Here is a 17,869-nt window from a genome sequence, read left to right as displayed (position 1 = left end):
AAAACGAAGAATCAGCAAGTTCTGGCCATGTGCTGTGGTAACCGAGGGCCGTAAAATCCGGCTGATGGATAGTCGTCGGCGTGCTTCCGCCCTCGTCGACGAGGCCTATAGGGCCCTCGGCGAGGCGATCGTCGACGGTCGACTCCAGGCGGGTGACCGGCTGCGGGATATCGAGCTGGCGACGCTCATGGGCATATCCCGCACTCCGGTGCGCGAGGCCCTACAGAGGCTGGAGCGCATCGGGCTGGTCGAAGTCGCGGCGAACCGGTACACCCGCGTGGCCGCCCTGACCGATCGCGCTCGCAACGACATGCGCGAGTACGCCGCGCACACGATCGCCGCCGTCCTGCACGTGGCCCTGCCCCGCTGCTCCGACGACGAACTCGTCGAAACGGCGCGCATCGTCGAAGAGCTGCATTCCGCCGAAAACTCGCCCGAATACGTGAACGCGATGATTGCCCTGGCTTCGCACCTCGTGGCCATTTCGCGCAATGTCGTCTTCCAGAAGACCTTCGTGCAGATCGATCTCGTGCTGCGTCGCAATCTCGAGGGCTGGATGAGCGTCGACGACGGCACGCGCGACACCCTGTTCCGCCATCTGCACGAGCAGATCGCCCGTCGCGACACAAACGGCGCCACGTGGACCTTCCTCGCCCTGCACGGTTTCGCCTGAGCGCACAAGAGCGGTGGCCCGCTCCCCCGCTCCCGTTAGCGTGACGCCATGCCCCACATCGAGCTGCGAGCCCTTCAGGACGACGACCGGGATGCCGCTTTCCGCGCGGTGACGGCGAGCACCTCCGCGTGGCCGCGCGCCGCGTTCGACGATCGGGCGGCCTTCGACCGCTGGAGCGACGACGCGAAGGTCGACGCGCACGTCATCATCGAGGACGACGCCGTCGTCGGGCTCGCCGCCGCACTCGACATCGACGGGGAGCGCGAGATCCTGCTCGCGGTCTCGCCCTCGGCGCACGACGACGCCCCGACCGAAGCGCTGCGGCTACTCACGTCGCACGAGGCCGAGCGTCCCCTCTACGCGTGCGTCTCCGTCGACGATCAGCCCTCGCACGCGGTCCTGGCCCGCATCGGTTTCGTCGAGCACGAGCGCGACGGCGACGACGTGGTCTACGTGTTGCCGCCGACGTTAGAGTGACGCGGTGCCGACGAGTGACGAAGAACCGAACCCCCGCACGGCGGGTGCCGAGGGCTTCACCCGCATCCTGAGTCGTCCTCGCGTCATGACGGCGTTCGTCGTCATCGTGTTCGTCGTCACCGTCGTCCAGTCCCTGTCGGATCCCCTCGCGACGATCCTGCAGGGCGACGTGGTCTGGGACTACCGCATCCCCTTCGGCGTGGTCATCGCCCTGGTGATCGCCGGGTGCGCGGCGCAGAGCGCGTTCCTTCTGCTGTCTCCCCGTTTCCCGGTCGTCGCCGCCCTGGGCACGGCCGCGTGCTACCTCGCCCTCGTCGCCGGTCTCGACATCCCGCGGTGGTTGGGGGCCCTCCCCCTGGTGGTGGGGATCGCCGTCTTCCTCCTCGCCGCGCAGCGGCGCGCGGCCGTCGCGGTCCTCTGGACGGTCGTGGTGATCGGCGCAGCCGTCGGCATCCTGGCCCTGTGGTCGACCTCCACCGGGGCGCCGGCGGCCATCGCGTGGAGCTTCGTCCTCAGCGCGGGGCTCGCGTTCGGCGCACCGGTGGCGGGCGCCGCGGCGCTCGGCATCTGGTGGGCGAGGCGCATGTCCGGCCTGCGGCGTGCGCGCGCGGAGCTCGCCGCAGCCGCCGCCGAGCACGAAGCCGATCTCGAACGCGCGAGAACGCGGGAGCGCGCCCGCATCGCCCAGGAGCTGCACGACGTCGCCGGACAACACCTCGCCGGCCTGCTGTCTCTGGCCGACGCGGCCGTCGACATCGACGGCCTGGACGCCGCCCAGGCCGCGACCCTCATCGCCGAGATGCGCGCCGAAGGACGCTTCGCGTCGGCCAGCCTCTACGCGGCCCTGCGCGACCTGCGTGCCGAGAGCGATGCGCGCGCCGACCCGACCCTCGACCTCCGCTCGCTCGACGCGCTGCTCGACTACTGGTCGTCACGCGGGATGGACATCGTCGTCCGCGTTCACGCCGGGGTCGACGACCTGCCCGCGATGGTCTCCACCACCGCCTACCGCGTGGTGCAGGAGGCGCTGACGAACGCGTGCAAGCACGCCCCCGGCGCTCGCGTGTCGGTCGACGTGCGCGTGGCGCCGACGTCGATCCGTGTGGCCGTCGGCAACGAACCCGGGCGAGCGGCCGTGGCATCCAATCTTCCGACCGGGCTCGGATGGGGACTTGCTGGAATGGCGGAGCGCGTCGACCTGCTGCACGGCACTCTCACCGCCGGTCCCGTCTCCACGGGCGGCTGGGCTGTGATCATGGAGGCCCCGCTCAGCGCCTCAGAGGCCTCGACCCGCGTTCTGACGCCGTGATCACGCCCGGCGCCGACATCCGCGTGCTCATCGTCGACGACAACCGCACGGTGCGCCGGGGGATCCGGCTCCGCCTCGAGAACGCGACGGGCATCCGCGTGGCCGGAGAAGCCGCGAACGGTCGCGACGCGGTGGTCCTCGCGCACGCCGAGCGCGCGGACGTCGTCCTCATGGACCTGCACATGCCCGGCATGAACGGGATCGAAGCCACGCGCCTGATCACGGCGGACGAGCAGAGCGGATGCCGCGTCATCCTCCTGACGAGCGAGGTCTCGGACGCATTCGTCGTCGACGCCATCGAAGCCGGCGCCAGCGGGTATCTGCTGAAGGGTCACGACAGCGACCAGTTGCTGCCGGTCATCCGCGGCGCGGCCGCGGGAACGGCCACGATCTCGCCTCGCGTCGCACCGAGGGTGATCCGCGAGCTCCGCGAAGCGCGCAGCACCCCCGCCGAGCCCGAGCAGGTCGCCCTGTTGACCGGGGCGGAGCGTCGGGTCGTGGGGCTGCTCAGCAGCGGGGTCACCTCGACCGAGGACATCGCGAAGCGACTGAGCGTGTCGGTGAACACCGTGCGCAGCCAGACCGCGTCGGCACTGCGGAAGCTCGACCTCGACGACCGCACGCAGCTCGCGCTGTGGGGAGCGCGCAACGGCCTTCCGCGCCCCGGGGCGTAGTCCGATCGGATGAAATCGCCGACCGGGGTGCCGCGCCGCCCCGCGACCCCGGCTGGCGCGCGCACGCGGGGGGCGCGCACCGGGGCAAGACTGCTTCCACGGCGTGAGCAGGCTCCGCCGCCGCGTCCGCGCGGGGTCGGGGTATTGGGGGCGGCCCCGCGCGGCAGGCGCCCGTGCCTGCCCGGAGCGGTCAGCCGCGGCTGAGCGTCGCGACGATGGGGCGGTGATCGCTGCCCGCGTCGTCGAAGTCGGTGAGCACGGCGAAGCCGTTCACGCGCCACGCGGAGCCGACCAGCACGTGGTCGATCGGCGACGCCAGCCCCACCGGCAGTCGGACGGGCCAGGTTCCCGCGGCGGCCGAGCCCGCGTCGGCGGCGGCGTCGCGGCATCCGCCGATCAGTCCTCCCCCGCGTCCGAAGCCGCTGAAGTGATCGACCGTGGAGTTGAGGTCGCCCGCGACGATGACCTGGCTCTCGGCGCAGCGTCCGGCGATCCACTCGAGCCCGCGTTCCCAACGGTCGGTGACGCCCGGGAGCGGCGGCATGGGGTGCGCGGCCACGAGGATCGGTCCTGAGCCGTCGACCGGTCTCCACACGCCGCTCGGCAGGCCGACGGTCGAACCGACCCCGGTGTCGAGGGCGTAGTCGCCGAGTTCGCGCGAGATGAGGATCGACGTCGGGATGGTCTCGCCGTCCGGCGCAGCGGCCACGGTGTCGTGAGTCATCGGAATGCCCTCTCGATCCAGGATGCCGACGACCTCGGCCGCCGCGATCGCATCGGTCTCGGGAAGGCTGACGACATCGGCCTCGGTCTCGCGCACCATCCGCGCGATCGTCTCGGGAGAGACCGATCCTCCGTACGTGTTCCAGGCGGCGACCGTGAACTCACCCGGCTGCACGGGAGCTCCCCCTCCGCGGGTCAGCAGCACGACGCCGTTGCCCACGGATGCCGCGGCGAGCGCGATCGCGAGAGCCGCGGCCACTCCCCATCGGCGGCGCCACACGGCCGCACCGGCGACCAGCAGCGCGAGAACCCCGAATCCGAGGGCCAGCAGCGCACGGAGCGAGATCGCATTCGCGATGAGAGGAAGACGATGGATGCCGACACCTTGCGGCCACACCATGAGGAACGCCGCCACCGATCCCCCCGCGAGAACGAGGAGGAAGCGGAGGCGGCGGTGTTTCGGCATCCTGCCCAGTAAAGCGGGTGGACGACCGGAGACAGGGAAAGGCCCGGGGCGCGGTCCAATCGCCCCGGGCCTTTCCTCGTCGATCAGCGCGCGGCGCGACGACCCACGATGAGGCCGTAGATCAGCAGAACGATGATCGAACCACCGATGGCGAGGAGCCAGGTCTGGAGCGAGAAGAAGTCCTGCAGCGGGGCGTTGAACAGGACACTGCCGAGGAATCCGCCGAGCAGAGCGCCGACGACGCCGAGCACCAGGGTGATGATCCAGCCGCCACCCTGCTTTCCGGGGAGGATCAGCTTGGCGATGGCGCCGGCGATGAGGCCGAGGAGAAGAAATCCGAAGAATCCCATGATGTGTTCCTTTCGCGAGTGTGAACCGATGCCCGCTCGAGGCGGGACTCTCGTTGCATCCAGCTTCCTCTCAGGAACGACATTTGCGGGGTGGGTTGCATAAGCCGCTCATTTCTGGTGCGATCACGCGTCCGCGCGAATCGCATTCCCGGGCGGTCTCGCATAGCGTTGTCCGAATGGCCGACACCCTTGCCGACCGACGTTCACCTCTGCGCCCCCTGGGAAACCTCGTGCGCGGCACGCTCATCGGGGCGGTGGAAGTCGTCCCCGGGGTCAGCGGCGGCACGGTCGCCCTCATCGTCGGGGTGTACGCGACGTTGATCGACGCGGCCAGCCACATCGTGCGCGGGCTCGTCGCGAGCACCGACGTCGTGCGCGGTCGAGGCGCGACACGAACCGCCGCGCACTTCCGGGCCGTGCGCTGGAGTGTCGTCGCCCCGGTGCTGCTCGGAATGGTGGTCGCCGTCGTCGTGGGGGCCCGGGTCCTGGCGCCGCTGGTGTCCGCGTACCCGACCGAGACGAGGGCCGTGTTCGGCGGGATGATCGCGGCATCCCTCCTCATCCCCGTCCGCATGCTCGGCCGAGGCTGGACGTGGCGTCTCGGTCTCATCGCGCTCGTCGCGAGCGCTGCGGCGTTCGCCCTGACCGGTCTGCCGACGGCCACCGTCGCGGAGCCGCCGCTGGTGATCGTCGCCCTCGCGGCCTCGGTCGCGGTGTGCGCCCTCGTCCTACCCGGCCTGTCGGGCGCTTTCCTCCTGCTGGTGTTCGGCCTCTACGAGACGACGCTCGTGGCCCTCAACGAACGCGACCTGCCGTACATCGCGGCCTTCGCCCTGGGCGCCGTCGTGGGCCTCAGCCTCTTCGTCAACCTGCTCCGCGTGATGCTGCGCCGGCACCACGCCCTCATGCTCGCGCTGATGACCGGGCTCATATTGGGCTCGCTCCGCGCGCTCTGGCCCTGGCAGGACGAGTTCGGTCAGGCCTCGGTGCCCGGCACCGATGCGGGCGTCATCGCGCTTCTCGCGGGGGCGGGCGCCGCCGTCGTGCTCGGCGTGGTGGCGATGCAGGCGCTGGTGGCGCGAGGTCGCGGCTCGGCCTGACCGCGGCTGTCGCGCTCGTGCGCGCACATTGACGAAGGCCCCGGGATGAACCCGGGGCCTTCGTCGTGTGGTGCGCGAGGGGGGACTTGAACCCCCACGCCCTTGCGGGCACTGGCACCTGAAGCCAGCGCGTCTACCTATTCCGCCACTCGCGCGTTGCGTGACACAGGATGCCACGCGACCAACTTCCCGAGAATATCACGGCCGCGACCGCGTCACGAAACGCGGCTCCGAAGCCCGCGTCCATGACCTCCCCAGCCGCGCTGACTACGATGTGCCTACTGGTCTGCCTGCCTGAAGGAGTCTCGTGGGGCTACTCGACAGTTTCGAGAAGGGTCTCGAACGCGCCGTCAACGGTGCGTTCGCGAAGACCTTCCGCAGTGGCATCCAGCCGGTGGAGATCGCGTCCGCTCTGCGCAGCGAACTCGACAAGAAGGCCGTGGTCGTCACGCGTGAGCGCATCCTCGCGCCCAATACGTTCGCGGTGCGCCTCTCGCCCGCCGACGACGAGAAGATGAGCGCGCTGGGCTCGACCCTGGTGTCCGAGCTCGACACTCTGGTCAAGAAGCACGCCCGTACGCAGGGCTACTCCTTCGCCGGTCCGGTCGCGATCTCGATCGAACGCGACGGGTCGCTGTCGACGGGCACGCTCCGTGTCGACTCGCAGACCACCGAGGGACAGGTTGCGTGGCGCGGAGTCGTCGACATCGACGGCACTCGTCACCCTTTGACCGCTGCCCGCACGGTGATCGGCCGCGGCAGCGACGCCGACATCACCATCCCCGACGCCGGCACGAGCCGCAAGCACGTCGAGATCCTGTGGGACGGCGAGCGCGCGATGGTCCGCGACCTCGGTTCGACCAACGGCACCACCCTCAACGGCCGCAAGGTCTCGGAGGCCGCTCTTCCGCCCGATTCGACGATCTCGATCGGCCGCACCAATATCGTGTTCCGTGTGGTCGCCCAGGCGCAGCCGCCGCGACGCCCTTCGGCGTCCGACGCCACGAGCATCTTCGACGTCCGGGAACGGGGACCCCTCTCATGAGTCAGCTGACTCTCCTTCTTCTTCAGGGCGGCTTCCTCGTCCTGCTGTGGTTCTTCGTGTTCGGTGTCGTCTATTCGCTGCGCGCCGACCTGTTCGGCGTCAAAGTGCGCAAGCTTCCCGAGCCCACGGCATCCCCCGCTCCGGCGGCAGCCGCCCCCACCTCATCGCCTGACGCCGTGACCACGCAGGTCAAGCGCCCCGCCCCTCCGGCCCCGGCGCCCACGGGGGGTCTGGCGACCACGTCCGCCGTCTCGCGCATCGTCATCACGAGTGGTCCCAAGGCCGGCCTCGAGCTGCCCCTGGGCACCGAGCCGCTGACGATCGGTCGCTCCAGCGAGTCGGGTCTGGTCATCCGCGACGACTACACCTCGAGCCACCACGCCCGACTCGTCCTTTGGGGCGAGCAGTGGATGCTGCAGGATCTGGACTCCACGAACGGCACCTCGCACGACGGCGTCCGCGTCGCGGCCCCGGTGCAGGTCAAGGTGGGGGCTCCCATCAAGGTCGGCGCGACGACGTTCGAGTTGAGGAAGTAACCCTCCTCCATGGTCTTCCAGGGCTCGAGCGCCGCCATCTCCCACACGGGCAAGGTGCGCTCCAACAACCAGGACTCCGGCTACGCCGGGTCCAACCTCTTCGTGGTCGCCGACGGAATGGGCGGGCACGCGGGCGGTGACGTCGCCTCGAGCCTGGCGATCCGCCGCCTCACCGAGCTCGACCAGCCCTTCGGCTCCCCCGCCCAAGCCGAGCACGCCATCCGCGACTCCCTCGCCGACACGGCGGCGGAGCTCATCGACACCGTGGCCCGCCGCCCCGAGCTGGCCGGCATGGGAACGACGGTGAGCGCTCTCGTCATGGTCGACGACTACGCCGTCATCGGCCACATCGGCGACTCGCGCATCTACCTGTACCGTGACGACACGCTCACGCAGATCACCGCCGACCACACGTTCGTCCAGCGTCTGGTCGACTCGGGTCGCATCACGCCCGAAGAGGCCCGGTACCACCCGCGGCGCTCGGTGCTCATGCGGGTACTCGGCGACATGGATCCCGACCCCGAGGTCGACAGCTTCATCATGCCGACGCAGGACGGCGACCGCTGGCTGCTGTGCTCCGACGGCCTGTCTGGCGTCGTCGACGACGCCCACACCGCCAAGACGCTGGCCCTCGGTATGCCCCCGGCGCGCACGGCCGACGCCCTGCTCAAGCAGGCGCTCGACGGCGGCGCTCCCGACAACGTGACGGTCGTGCTCGTCGACGTCGGCGGCCAGCACCCGGTCTTCATCGGAACCCCCACGATCGTCGGCTCCGCGTCCAACCCCAGCGGCGTCGTCGTGCCCGCCGCCCGTCCCAGCCGGTCGGGGTGGCTGCACCACGCCCGCCAGGTCGCCAACGAGCCCACCCACTTCGAGCCGGCGGCCGAGTTCCTCGAGGAGCTCATCGAAGAAGACCGTCGCCGCGCCCGCCGCCGCCGCTTCGGCTGGCTCGCCGCGCTGATCCTGGTGCTGGCCGGCATCGGCGTCGGTCTGTTCGCCGGCTACAACTGGACGCAGACGCTCTACTACGTCGGCGCCGACAGCGACTCGGTCGTGATCTACCGCGGCATCCAGCAGTCCATCGGTCCGATCTCGCTGTCGACGGTCTACCAGGACACGAACATCCCCCTGTCCGAGCTGTCCGATTTCGATCGGCAGACCGTCCAGGCCACCATCTCCGCTCCGTCGTTGAACGACGCGGAGAAGATCGTCGAACGCCTGCGTCCCGCGGCGGAGGGAAGCGGATGACCGACCAGAAGCTCACCCGATCGGGCGACGCCGTGTCCACCGACACGGCCGTGATGCGCGCGCTCAAGAAGATCCGCGTCCCCGCCAAGCAGCGCAACCGCGAGCTCGGCCTGCTCCTGTTCGCGATCGCCGTCTACGGCGGCGCCATCGTCCTCGTGCAGCTCGGTGTGAACAACACCGTCGAAGCCGGTTACCTGTCGGTCGCCGCGATCCCCGCGGTCCTCGCGCTGATCATGCACGTGGTGCTGCGCCTGCGCGCCCGCGATGCCGACCCGTTCGTGCTTCCCATCGCCACCGTCCTCACGGGCCTGGGCATCGCGATGATCTATCGCATCGACCTCGCCGACAAGGCGAGCGGGTGGGATGCCACGGGCAACCGCCAGATCGCCTGGGCGGCCATCGCGATGGTCGCAGCCCTCGCCGTGCTGATCTTCGTGCGCAATTACCGGGTGCTCTTCCGCTACACGTACCTGTTCGGCCTCGTCGGCATCCTGCTGCTCCTGCTGCCCTTCGTCCCGGGCCTCGGAACCGACCAGAACGCCGACGTGTGGGTGTCGCTGGGCTTCGTGTCGTTCCAGCCGGGTGAGCTCGCCAAGATCTGTCTGGCGATCTTCTTCGCCGGCTATCTCGTCCGCACTCGCGAGAGCCTCACCTCGACCGGCACGCGGTTCCTGTTCATGACGTGGCCGCGCGCCCGTGAACTCGGCCCGGTGCTGATCATCTGGCTCGTCTCGCTCGGCATCATCGTGCTGCAGCGCGACCTCGGCACGGGCCTGCTGATCTTCGGCATGTTCGTCGCGATGCTCTACGTCGCCACCGGCAAGACGAGCTGGGTGCTCATCGGCCTGGTGCTGGTCGCGAGCGGTGCCTTCCTGGCATCCCGGGTCCTCCCCTATGTCAACGGGCGCTTCGCCAACTGGCTGAGCGCCTTCGACCCCGAGGTCATCAACCGCGACGGCGGCAGCTACCAGCTCGTGCAGGGCATCTTCGGCCTCGCGCACGGCGGTCTCTTCGGCACCGGTCTCGGTCAGGGCCGGCCGTACATCACGCCGCTGTCGCAGAGCGACTACATCGTGCCGAGCCTCGGCGAAGAGCTCGGTCTCGTGGGCCTGTTCGCGATCCTCGCGCTCTACATGGTCTTCACCAGCCGTGGCATCCGCATCGGTCTCGCGGGGCAGGACGACTTCGGCAAGCTGCTCGCGACGGGCTTCTCGTTCACGATCGCCCTGCAGGTGTTCATCATGGTCGGCGGCGTCACCCGCGTGATCCCGCTGACCGGCCTCACCACCCCGTTCCTCGCGGCCGGTGGATCGTCGCTCATCGCGAACTGGATCATCGTCGCGTTCCTGCTGCGGATCTCCGACGCGGTGCGCAGCCGCCCCCGGGTGGTGATCGGCTGATGACCCGCCCGTTCGCCCCCGTCGACGCCCCGATTCCCGAGGAGGCACCGTGACCAAAGAGCTCCGACGCCTCAGCATCGTCATGCTGGCGATGTTCCTGGCCCTGTTCGCCTCGACGAGCATCATCCAGGTCGCCCAGGCCAACTCGTTGACCAACACCACCGGCAACACGCGTGCGCTGTACGACTCGTACCAGATCCAGCGTGGATCGATCATCGCCGGCGGCACCGCGATCGCGTCATCGGTTCCCTCGAACGACGTCTACAGCTGGCAGCGTCAGTACACGGATGCCGACATGTGGGCGCCCGTGACCGGTTACATGAACCCGGTGCTCGACGCGAAGACCCAGATCGAGGCCGCCGAGAACAGCGTGCTGAGCGGGTCCGATTCGAACCAGTTCTTCTCGCGCATCGACCGCGCCATCACGGGCCAGGCGCCACGGGGTTCGAACGTCGAACTCTCGGTCGACCCGAACGTGCAGAAGGCCGCGTGGGACGCCCTCGACGACCTGCAGGGCGCCGTCGTGGCGATCGAGCCCTCGACCGGGCGCATCCTGGCGATGGTGTCCAAGCCCAGCTACGACACGAACATCCTCGCCTCCCACGACACGGATGCCGTCAACGCGGCGTACGACCAGCTGGTCGCCGACCCGTCGAAGCCGATGGACAACCGCGCGATCGGCGGCAACCTCAACCCTCCGGGCTCGACCTTCAAGCTCGTCGTCGCCTCGGCGGCGCTGGCATCCGGTCGGTACACGCCGGACTCGGCCTTCCCGAACCTCGCCGCGTACACGCTGCCCCAGTCCACGAACGTCGTGAGCAACGCCGGCGGCGGCACCTGCGGCGGCGGCGACACCGTGACCATCGCGACGGCACTGCGGCTGAGCTGCAACATCCCGATGGCCGAGCTCGCGGTCGAGCTCGGCGACGACGCGATCCGCGCCGAGGCCGAGAAGTACGGGTTCAACACCTCGTTCAGCCTGCCGCTCGAGTCCACGCCCTCGACCTACCCGACATCGCCGAACGCTCCGCAGACCGCCCTCAGCGGCTTCGGTCAGGGCGACGTCCGCGCGACCCCGCTGCAGATGGCGATGGTGTCGGCCGGCATCGCGAACGGTGGCGTGGTGATGAACCCGCGGATGGTCGATCGGGTGATCGAGCCCAACCTCTCGGTGAAGGACGAAGCGAGCAGCAGCGAGTTCGGACGTGCTCTGGACTCCTCGATCGCCGCCCAGATGGTCACCATGATGACGGCGAACGTCCAGGACGGCGCAGCATCGAATGCAAGAATAGACGGGGTCGCGGTGGCGGGTAAGACCGGCACGGCGGAGAACGATTCCCGTCCCTACACTCTCTGGTTCACCGGCTTCGCACCGGCGGAAGACCCCAAGGTCGCCGTCGCCGTGGTCGTCGAAAACGGTGGAGGCCAGGGGCAGAACGGGAGCGGCAACGAGATCGCCGCCCCGATAGCGAAGAAGGTCATGGAGGCGGTGCTGGGTAAATGAGACCGACGCAAGGTGTGACCTTCGGAGGACGCTACGAGCTCGATTCGCGGATCGCGATCGGCGGTATGGGCGAGGTCTGGGAGGCGACGGATCACGTCATCGGACGAACCGTCGCCATCAAGATCCTCAAAGACGAGTACATGGGCGACCCGGGCTTCCTCGAGCGCTTCCGCGCCGAGGCGCGCCACGCCGCCCTCGTCAACCACGAAGGCATCGCCAGCGTGTTCGACTACGGCGAGGAGGACGGCAGCGCCTTCCTCGTGATGGAGCTCGTCCCGGGCGAGGCTCTGTCGACGATCCTCGAGCGCGACGGGTCCCTCTCCACCGACAAGACCCTCGACATCGTGGCCCAGACGGCTGCCGCGCTCCAGGCGGCGCACGCCGCGGGCCTCGTGCACCGCGACATCAAGCCGGGCAACCTGCTGATCACGCCCGACGGTCGCGTCAAGATCACCGACTTCGGCATCGCCCGTATCGCCGACCAGGTGCCGCTGACCGCGACCGGTCAGGTCATGGGAACGGTGCAGTACCTCTCGCCCGAGCAGGCGTCAGGTCACCCCGCGTCGCCCGCGACCGACACCTACTCGCTCGGAATCGTCGCGTACGAGTGCCTCGCCGGCAAGCGCCCCTTCACGGGCGAGTCGCAGGTCGCGATCGCCATGGCGCAGATCAACGAGCAGCCCGCTCCCCTGCCTCCCACGGTGGCGCAGCCGGTCCAGAACCTCGTGATGGCCATGATCGCCAAGAAGCCCGACGACCGTCCGGCCTCGTCGGCCGCCGTCTCGCGCGCCGCAACCGCTCTGCGTCGTGGCGACCTCGCGGCCGCGGCGGCCGCCGTCCCCGCGATCGCGGCCGGTGCTGCTCTCGCCGACGACGCGACCCAGCTGCTCACGGCCGGGGGGCAGACCTCGGCGACCACGCGTCTCATGCCCGCCCCGGCTGCCGCGACGTCGCTTCTCACCGAGGAGCACACCGAAGAGGACCCCGCGCCGCAGAAGAAGAAGCGCAGTCCCTGGACGTGGCCGCTCATCGCGTTGATCGCCCTTCTCGCGCTGGTGCTGATCGGCACGCTCGTCACGCTGCTGACGAACCAGGGCGACTCGAACGCAGCTCCGGCCAGCCCGTCCGCGACCGCCTCGGCGCCGACTCCGACGCCGTCCTCGCCGTCCCCGAGCCCGACCCCGTCCAGCACCCTCGTCGACGTCGATGCCCTCAACCTCATCGGCAAGACCTGCGACGAAGCGCGCACGGCCCTCCGCAACGCGAACCTCGGCGCCACCTGCACCACCGGGAACGCGGCCGAGAACGCCGACCAGGTCGGCAAGATCTACGTCGTCGATCCGACGGGACGCAACCCGCAGGGTACGAACATCGAGGTCACGGTCTACGGCGAAGAGACGCCGCTCTCGACGCCCGGCACGCCGACCCTCCCCGGCACCTCGGTGACGGCGGGCAGCGACATCCAGGTCTCGTGGCAGCAGTACTCGTGCCCCTCGGGCACCGGGTCGGTCACGTCGTATAACTTCACCGCCACCAATGGCACCTTCGACGCCACGGGACAGTCGACCGCGGTGTTCGCGCCCGACGCGCGCAACGCGAAGCTGACGGTCAACAACGCCGCCGGTCAGACCCTGCGGGTGACGTACACCGTCAGCTGCTCGGGCGCCGGCGACCGGTCGGCCGGTCCCTCGGGCGAGGCGTCGGCGACGATCACGGGCGGCAGCTCGTCTTCGCCGTCGGCGACGCCCGCGGCGGTTCCCACCGTCAAGCCCTGATCCCCATCCCCCACGCCAGGAGCTCCACCCGTGACCACTGAGACGCGCGTCCTTTCCGGGCGCTACCGCGTCGACGACCTGATCGGTCGCGGCGGCATGGCCAGCGTCTATCGCGGGTACGACCAGACGCTCGGGCGCACGGTCGCGATCAAGGTCCTGAAGGCCGATCTGGCGGGCGACGCCGCTTTCCGCACGCGGTTCAGGCTCGAGGCGCAGGCGGCCTCGCGCATGGCCCACCCCACGATCGTGCGGGTTTTCGACGCGGGTGAGGACGTCGAGACGGGCGTCGACGGCCACGAGCGCCCGGTTCCGTATATTGTCATGGAACTCGTGCACGGCCGTCTGCTCAAGGACGTCATCGCCGAGGGACCCGTGCCCACCGATGACGCGCTGCGGTACGTCGACGGCATCCTGGAGGCTCTGGAGTACTCGCACCGTGCCGGCGTCGTGCACCGCGACATCAAGCCCGGAAACGTGATGATCACCGACTCCGGACGCGTCAAGGTGATGGACTTCGGTATCGCCCGCGCGGTGTCCGACTCCTCGTCCACGGTCGCCGAGACCACGGCCATCGTCGGCACGGCGGCGTACTTCTCGCCCGAGCAGGCCAAGGGCGAGTCCGTCGACGCCCGCGCCGACCTCTACTCCACGGGCGTCGTGCTGTACGAGCTCCTCACGGGTCGACCCCCGTTCCGCGGCGACACCCCCGTGGCCGTCGCCTACCAACACGTCAGCGAGGCCCCGGTCCCGCCCAGCGAGATCGTCGAGACGGTCCCTCGCGCGCTCGACGCCATCGTCCTCCGCGCCCTCGCGAAGGACCCGTTCCAGCGCCCGCAGGACGCCGCGAGCTTCCGCGAAGCCCTCGACGAAACCGTCGACGGCAAGGGCCCCACCAAGCGCCAGATGTCGGCGCTGTCGAACGAACTGTACGGCCCGAACCCGCGCCAAGCGGCTGAGACCGCGCGTTCGCTGCGGCAGCTCAGCACCGACACCACGATGCGCCGCACGCAGCCCGGCCCCCCGGTGGCCTGGATCTGGGCGGGCGTCACCGTGCTCGCCGTGCTCCTCGTGGCCGTCCTCATCTGGGTCATGCAGATCCAGCCGAGCAACGACGTGCCCACCAGCGCGTACACGGTCCCCAACGTCGTCGACATGTCGTACGACCGCGCGGTCGAGACCCTCGAGGGCCAGCAGCTGACCACCAGTCGCGTGAACGAGTCCGACGAGAAGGTCGCCGCCGGAAATGTCGTGAGCACGGTCCCCGAGGCCGGGACGAACGTCACCGCCGGGCAGAGGATCACGGTCTACGTCTCGACCGGACCCGATACGGCCACGGTTCCGACCCTCGACGGGATCACCGAGAGCGAGGCGCGGACAGCGCTGCAGAACGCGGGACTGTCAGTCGGCTCGATCCGCCGCCAGGACGATCCCGCTCTCGCCGCCGGAACGATCATCTCCTCGAGCGTCGAGTCGGGCGCCGAGGTCGCGAAGGGCACCACGGTGAACCTCGTGGTCGCCAGCGGACAGGTGGTCATCGTCGACTACACCGGCTACACCCTCGAGGCGGCCCAGCGCGAGCTGGAGTCCGACGCGAAGCAGTTGACGGTCAAGACGCAACAGGATCCCGGCTGCAAGGCCGCGACGCCCCCGACGGTCAAGACGCAGTCTCTCGCCCCGGGTGAGGTCCCGGTGCACAGCGAGATCACGCTGACGGTGTGTTCGGGCGCCTGACCCCGCGCGGGTGAAGTCGGGAGCCGCGTACAGCGGCGCCCGAAAGTCCGGCGTTCTCGAGCCAGCGGCCGAGCAGCACATGTCCGCCCTCGGTCAGCACGCTCTCGGGGTGGAATTGCACGCCCTCGATCGACGCGGTCCGGTGCCGGAGGCCCATCACCACTCCTGCGTCGGTCCGCGCCGTCACCTCCAGCTCCGCCGGGAGCGACTCCGCGTCGACGGAGAGCGAGTGGTAGCGGGTGGCGACGAAGGCGTCGGGAAGATCGGCGAACACCCCGTCTCCCCCGTGCCGGATGACGCTCGTGATCCCGTGCAGCAGTTCCGGCGCATGCCCGACGCGTCCGCCGAACGCCGTCGCGATGGCCTGATGTCCGAGACAGACCCCCAGAAGAGGGATGCCGGCACCCAGCGCCGCGTGCACCACGGCGACCGAGTGCCCGGCATCGTCGGGGTGACCGGGGCCGGGTGAGACGAGGATCGCCTGTGCGTCACGCACGGCGAGATCCGGCAGCCCGGGATCGTCCGCCGCGATCATGATGGTCTCGGCCCCGAGGTCTCGGACGTAGCCGGCGAGGGTGTGGACGAAGCTGTCGCGATTGTCGACGACGACGACGCGCCAGGGACTCACTCGACCGTGACCTCCTGGGGATAGACGAGGTCGCTCACCCAGGGGAAGACGTAGAAGAAGAGGCCGTACAGAACGGCCGCGAGCAGCACCAGGACGATCAGCAGACGCACCCACCACGGACCGGGGAGGACGCGCCACAGGGCTCCGTACATCAGGCTGCTCCAGAGGTCAAAGACGTCGGCGGACCGGCGTCGGTCCGCGGGGTGAAGGACTCGAACACGCCGTAGCCGATCGCTCTCTCCGAGAAGCCGTAGCGCGGGCTGCAGGTGGTCATCGTGATGACGCGGTCCGTCGCCTCGATCTGCGGCTGCTGGGGTGTCGGCAGCAGGACGTTCACGCCGTCGGGACGCACGTATTCGATGTTGCGGAACCGGTAGGTGTACCACCCGCCCTCGGTCTCGACGACGATGGCATCGCCGATGCGCAACGACGGCAGGTCCGCGAACGGCGCCCCGTGGCTGCCGCGGTGGCCGGCGATGGCGAAATTGCCCACCTGCCCGGGCATGGCGGAGTCGGGGTAGTGACCGAGACCGATCGGATCGAGGGTGCGGGACGAGCTGACTCCCCCGGCGACCGGGAAGTGGTAATCAGGGCCGAGGCGCGGGATGTAGACGACGCCGAAGATCTGCGCGTCTTTCGATTGCTCCAGGGCGGGCGGGTCGGCCGTGGGGGGTGCTGCCGGTTGAGCGGGAGCGGTCGTCGTGGGCAGGGGCGCCGACGGCGGCGGATTGGTGGCCCACTGCTCGCTGATCTCTCTGCCCTGATCCTTGAACTGCGCGCCGATGATGGCGTCGCCGATCCAGAGCTGCCAGACGACGAAGAGCAGGACGAGAACGCCCGCGGTGACCAGCAGATCACCGATGACCCCGATCACGGACACCCGCCGGCGCGGAGCGCGACCGCGCCGTGATCCCCGGCGGGTCTGCGGCTGGTCGACGGTCTGCACGGGGGCAGTCTAGTTCCGCGGGACCACGCGCACCTGACCGTTAGACTGTCCGGCATGGCTCGAACTGGCAAAGGCGAAGACCCGATCGCTGAGCGCAACGAAGGCGGATCGGCTCCGAACCCGGTGTGGTTCCTGCCCATCATGATCGGCCTCATGCTCATCGGCCTCGTGTGGGTGTTGGTGTTCTACCTCAGCAACTCGCAGTTCCCGATCCCCGGCATCGGTCCGTGGAACCTCGTGATCGGCTTCGGCATCGCGTTCGTCGGGTTCCTCATGACCACGAAGTGGCGCTGACTTACACACGTGTAATTCATCCCCACCTGTGGATGGGGCTGTGGATAACTCTCAGACGTAGAACACAGCAGGGATCGCGAGCAGTGCGATCAGGAGCACGCTGAGAAGGACGAGCAGGACGATCTGTACCCGCTTCTGCGTCGCTGCGCGCGTTCGCGCGTAGATCAGTCCGACGCCGGCGCCGGTGATCAGTCCGCCCAGGTGCGCCTGCCACGAGATCCCCACCGCGGCGAGCGAGCCGGCAAAGTCGCCCGACCCGATCGCGTTGATGCCGGCGATCGCGAACGGCCACGCGAAGTTGATGGTGATCAGCACGGCGATGACGCGGATGTCCGCGCCGATGTGGCGTCCGATCACGAGCAGGGCACCGAAGAGCGCGAAGATCGCGCCGGACGCTCCCACGGTCCACACCCCGGGGGCGAGGAGCGCGACGGCGACCGAGCCGCCGAGGGCACCGATCAGGTAGAGCGCCAGGAACCGCGCGCGACCGAGGAGCGGCTCGAGGCTGCGCCCGATGAACCAGAGCGCGAGCATGTTCAGGCCCACGTGGAAGAACCCGCTGTGGACGAGGGCCACGGTGAGCAGGCGCCACGGCTCGATGAAACCGGCCTGCGGCAGCACGTAGAGGCTGTTGAACGCGAGCAGGTTCGACACGACGCCGCCCACGCCCGGGATGAGCCCGATGATGTAGACCAGGCCCGTGACGGCGATGATGCCGAGGGTCATCTGCGGTCGGCCGGACGAGACGACCGACATGGGCCGAGAGGCCCAGCGGCGCTGAGCCTTCTTCTGCGCGGGGGTCTGCGCGGCGCGTTGCTGCGCCATGCACTCCGGGCAGATGACGCCGACGGCGGCGGGTGTGCGGCACTCCGAACACACGGTGCGCATGCACCGCTGGCACAGCACGAAGCTCTGCCGGTCGGGATGCCGGTAACAGAAGTTGTCGCTGTTGCGACGGAACTCCTCAGTCGTGGACACCCGCCGCCGCCT

General features: G+C 69.4%; 19 protein-coding genes and 1 tRNA gene. 13 read left to right on the top strand and 7 right to left on the bottom strand.

Features of this window, described 5'->3' with window-relative positions; all coding sequences use genetic code 11:
* Positions 1–64 precede the first annotated feature (64 nt).
* From AB6V31_RS02680 to AB6V31_RS02665, 4 genes are read left to right on the top strand one after another with little or no spacing between them, the layout of a single operon-like run.
* On the top strand, positions 65–673 hold the full coding sequence (locus AB6V31_RS02680; RefSeq protein ID WP_369363868.1) for a GntR family transcriptional regulator: 609 nt from the start codon (positions 65–67) through the stop codon (positions 671–673).
* A gap of 48 nt (positions 674–721) precedes the next feature.
* On the top strand, positions 722–1,150 hold the full coding sequence (locus AB6V31_RS02675) for a GNAT family N-acetyltransferase (RefSeq protein ID WP_369363866.1): 429 nt from the start codon (positions 722–724) through the stop codon (positions 1,148–1,150).
* A 4-nt stretch (positions 1,151–1,154) separates the two neighbouring features.
* Positions 1,155–2,459 (top strand): sensor histidine kinase, encoded by a 1,305-nt coding sequence (locus AB6V31_RS02670; protein WP_369363864.1) that lies wholly within the window; start codon positions 1,155–1,157, stop codon positions 2,457–2,459.
* A complete protein-coding gene (locus AB6V31_RS02665) occupies positions 2,456–3,133 on the top strand; it encodes a response regulator transcription factor (RefSeq protein ID WP_056225133.1) in 678 nt (225 codons plus the stop codon). The genes AB6V31_RS02670 and AB6V31_RS02665 overlap by 4 nt, the downstream gene beginning before the upstream one ends.
* A 190-nt stretch (positions 3,134–3,323) precedes the next feature.
* On the opposite strand, the gene AB6V31_RS02660 is transcribed toward AB6V31_RS02665, so the two are convergent.
* Together AB6V31_RS02660 and AB6V31_RS02655 are read right to left on the bottom strand one after the other, a co-directional pair.
* Positions 3,324–4,322 carry an endonuclease/exonuclease/phosphatase family protein gene (locus AB6V31_RS02660; protein WP_369363862.1) on the bottom strand — a complete coding sequence of 333 codons (999 nt, stop codon included), beginning with the start codon at positions 4,320–4,322 and terminating at the stop codon, positions 3,324–3,326.
* 83 nt (positions 4,323–4,405) lie between these two features.
* Positions 4,406–4,672: a GlsB/YeaQ/YmgE family stress response membrane protein gene (locus tag AB6V31_RS02655; protein ID WP_369363861.1), complete on the bottom strand. Its 267-nt coding sequence runs from the start codon at positions 4,670–4,672 to the stop codon at positions 4,406–4,408.
* Between the two features lie 176 nt (positions 4,673–4,848).
* On the opposite strand from AB6V31_RS02655, the gene AB6V31_RS02650 reads away from it, so the two are divergent.
* On the top strand, positions 4,849–5,772 hold the full coding sequence (locus AB6V31_RS02650; RefSeq protein WP_369363860.1) for a DUF368 domain-containing protein: 924 nt from the start codon (positions 4,849–4,851) through the stop codon (positions 5,770–5,772).
* Between the two features lie 68 nt (positions 5,773–5,840).
* On the opposite strand, the gene AB6V31_RS02645 is transcribed toward AB6V31_RS02650, so the two are convergent.
* Positions 5,841–5,927, bottom strand: a tRNA-Leu gene (locus AB6V31_RS02645).
* A 152-nt stretch (positions 5,928–6,079) separates the two neighbouring features.
* Here AB6V31_RS02645 and AB6V31_RS02640 point away from each other — a divergent pair.
* From AB6V31_RS02640 to pknB, 7 genes are read left to right on the top strand one after another with little or no spacing between them, the layout of a single operon-like run.
* The gene (locus AB6V31_RS02640) at positions 6,080–6,817 is read left to right on the top strand and encodes an FhaA domain-containing protein (RefSeq protein WP_369363858.1); all 738 of its coding nucleotides are present in this window, start codon (positions 6,080–6,082) and stop codon (positions 6,815–6,817) included.
* Positions 6,814–7,353, top strand: coding sequence for an FHA domain-containing protein (locus AB6V31_RS02635; protein ID WP_056225115.1), 540 nt, complete (start codon positions 6,814–6,816; stop codon positions 7,351–7,353). The genes AB6V31_RS02640 and AB6V31_RS02635 overlap by 4 nt, the downstream gene beginning before the upstream one ends.
* A 9-nt stretch (positions 7,354–7,362) precedes the next feature.
* The gene (locus tag AB6V31_RS02630) at positions 7,363–8,601 is read left to right on the top strand and encodes a PP2C family serine/threonine-protein phosphatase (protein ID WP_056225112.1); all 1,239 of its coding nucleotides are present in this window, start codon (positions 7,363–7,365) and stop codon (positions 8,599–8,601) included.
* Positions 8,598–10,001, top strand: coding sequence for an FtsW/RodA/SpoVE family cell cycle protein (locus AB6V31_RS02625; RefSeq protein ID WP_144783604.1), 1,404 nt, complete (start codon positions 8,598–8,600; stop codon positions 9,999–10,001). Before AB6V31_RS02630 ends, AB6V31_RS02625 begins: the two co-directional genes overlap by 4 nt.
* Before the next feature lie 49 nt (positions 10,002–10,050).
* Positions 10,051–11,505: a peptidoglycan D,D-transpeptidase FtsI family protein gene (locus AB6V31_RS02620; RefSeq protein ID WP_369363855.1), complete on the top strand. Its 1,455-nt coding sequence runs from the start codon at positions 10,051–10,053 to the stop codon at positions 11,503–11,505.
* Entirely contained in the window at positions 11,502–13,280 is a 1,779-nt protein-coding gene (locus AB6V31_RS02615) for a serine/threonine-protein kinase (protein WP_369363853.1), read from the top strand. The genes AB6V31_RS02620 and AB6V31_RS02615 overlap by 4 nt, the downstream gene beginning before the upstream one ends.
* 30 nt (positions 13,281–13,310) lie before the next feature.
* Positions 13,311–15,011, top strand: coding sequence for a Stk1 family PASTA domain-containing Ser/Thr kinase (gene pknB / locus AB6V31_RS02610; RefSeq protein ID WP_056225100.1), 1,701 nt, complete (start codon positions 13,311–13,313; stop codon positions 15,009–15,011).
* Here pknB and AB6V31_RS02605 read toward each other — a convergent pair.
* From AB6V31_RS02605 to AB6V31_RS02595, 3 genes are read right to left on the bottom strand one after another with little or no spacing between them, the layout of a single operon-like run.
* Complete coding sequence (locus AB6V31_RS02605) at positions 14,983–15,639, bottom strand: aminodeoxychorismate/anthranilate synthase component II (protein WP_056225097.1); 657 nt, start codon at positions 15,637–15,639, stop codon at positions 14,983–14,985. The two genes, pknB and AB6V31_RS02605, sit on opposite strands and share 29 nt — an antisense overlap.
* Positions 15,636–15,791, bottom strand: a complete 156-nt coding sequence (locus tag AB6V31_RS02600) for a hypothetical protein (RefSeq protein ID WP_164481586.1) — start codon at positions 15,789–15,791, stop codon at positions 15,636–15,638. The genes AB6V31_RS02605 and AB6V31_RS02600 overlap by 4 nt, the downstream gene beginning before the upstream one ends.
* Positions 15,791–16,585 (bottom strand): class E sortase, encoded by a 795-nt coding sequence (locus tag AB6V31_RS02595; RefSeq protein WP_279365632.1) that lies wholly within the window; start codon positions 16,583–16,585, stop codon positions 15,791–15,793. Before AB6V31_RS02595 ends, AB6V31_RS02600 begins: the two co-directional genes overlap by 1 nt.
* A 54-nt stretch (positions 16,586–16,639) precedes the next feature.
* Between AB6V31_RS02595 and AB6V31_RS02590 the strand changes: the two genes are divergently transcribed.
* Positions 16,640–16,879, top strand: a complete 240-nt coding sequence (locus AB6V31_RS02590) for a cell division protein CrgA (protein ID WP_094735171.1) — start codon at positions 16,640–16,642, stop codon at positions 16,877–16,879.
* A gap of 51 nt (positions 16,880–16,930) precedes the next feature.
* On the opposite strand, the gene AB6V31_RS02585 is transcribed toward AB6V31_RS02590, so the two are convergent.
* Positions 16,931–17,857 carry a rhomboid family intramembrane serine protease gene (locus AB6V31_RS02585; protein WP_369363850.1) on the bottom strand — a complete coding sequence of 309 codons (927 nt, stop codon included), beginning with the start codon at positions 17,855–17,857 and terminating at the stop codon, positions 16,931–16,933.
* Positions 17,858–17,869 lie beyond the last annotated feature (12 nt).

This window comes from Microbacterium sp. 16-032, from assembly GCF_041079455.1.
Lineage (GTDB): Bacteria > Actinomycetota > Actinomycetes > Actinomycetales > Microbacteriaceae > Microbacterium > Microbacterium testaceum_A.
This window is presented reverse-complemented; position numbering and strand designations above follow the sequence as displayed.

Excerpts from the sequence above, each read along its gene's own strand:
- AB6V31_RS02650 (WP_369363860.1), top strand. The coding sequence starts at position 4,849 with ATGGCCGACACCCTTGCCGACCGACGTTCACCTCTGCGCCCCCTGGGA.
- AB6V31_RS02625 (WP_144783604.1), top strand. The coding sequence starts at position 8,598 with ATGACCGACCAGAAGCTCACCCGATCGGGCGACGCCGTGTCCACCGAC.
- AB6V31_RS02615 (WP_369363853.1), top strand. The coding sequence starts at position 11,502 with ATGAGACCGACGCAAGGTGTGACCTTCGGAGGACGCTACGAGCTCGAT.
- AB6V31_RS02630 (WP_056225112.1), top strand. The coding sequence starts at position 7,363 with ATGGTCTTCCAGGGCTCGAGCGCCGCCATCTCCCACACGGGCAAGGTG.
- AB6V31_RS02680 (WP_369363868.1), top strand. The coding sequence starts at position 65 with ATGGATAGTCGTCGGCGTGCTTCCGCCCTCGTCGACGAGGCCTATAGG.
- AB6V31_RS02675 (WP_369363866.1), top strand. The coding sequence starts at position 722 with ATGCCCCACATCGAGCTGCGAGCCCTTCAGGACGACGACCGGGATGCC.
- AB6V31_RS02635 (WP_056225115.1), top strand. The coding sequence starts at position 6,814 with ATGAGTCAGCTGACTCTCCTTCTTCTTCAGGGCGGCTTCCTCGTCCTG.
- AB6V31_RS02590 (WP_094735171.1), top strand. The coding sequence starts at position 16,640 with ATGGCTCGAACTGGCAAAGGCGAAGACCCGATCGCTGAGCGCAACGAA.
- AB6V31_RS02655 (WP_369363861.1), bottom strand. The coding sequence starts at position 4,672 with ATGGGATTCTTCGGATTTCTTCTCCTCGGCCTCATCGCCGGCGCCATC.
- AB6V31_RS02660 (WP_369363862.1), bottom strand. The coding sequence starts at position 4,322 with ATGCCGAAACACCGCCGCCTCCGCTTCCTCCTCGTTCTCGCGGGGGGA.
- AB6V31_RS02600 (WP_164481586.1), bottom strand. The coding sequence starts at position 15,791 with ATGTACGGAGCCCTGTGGCGCGTCCTCCCCGGTCCGTGGTGGGTGCGT.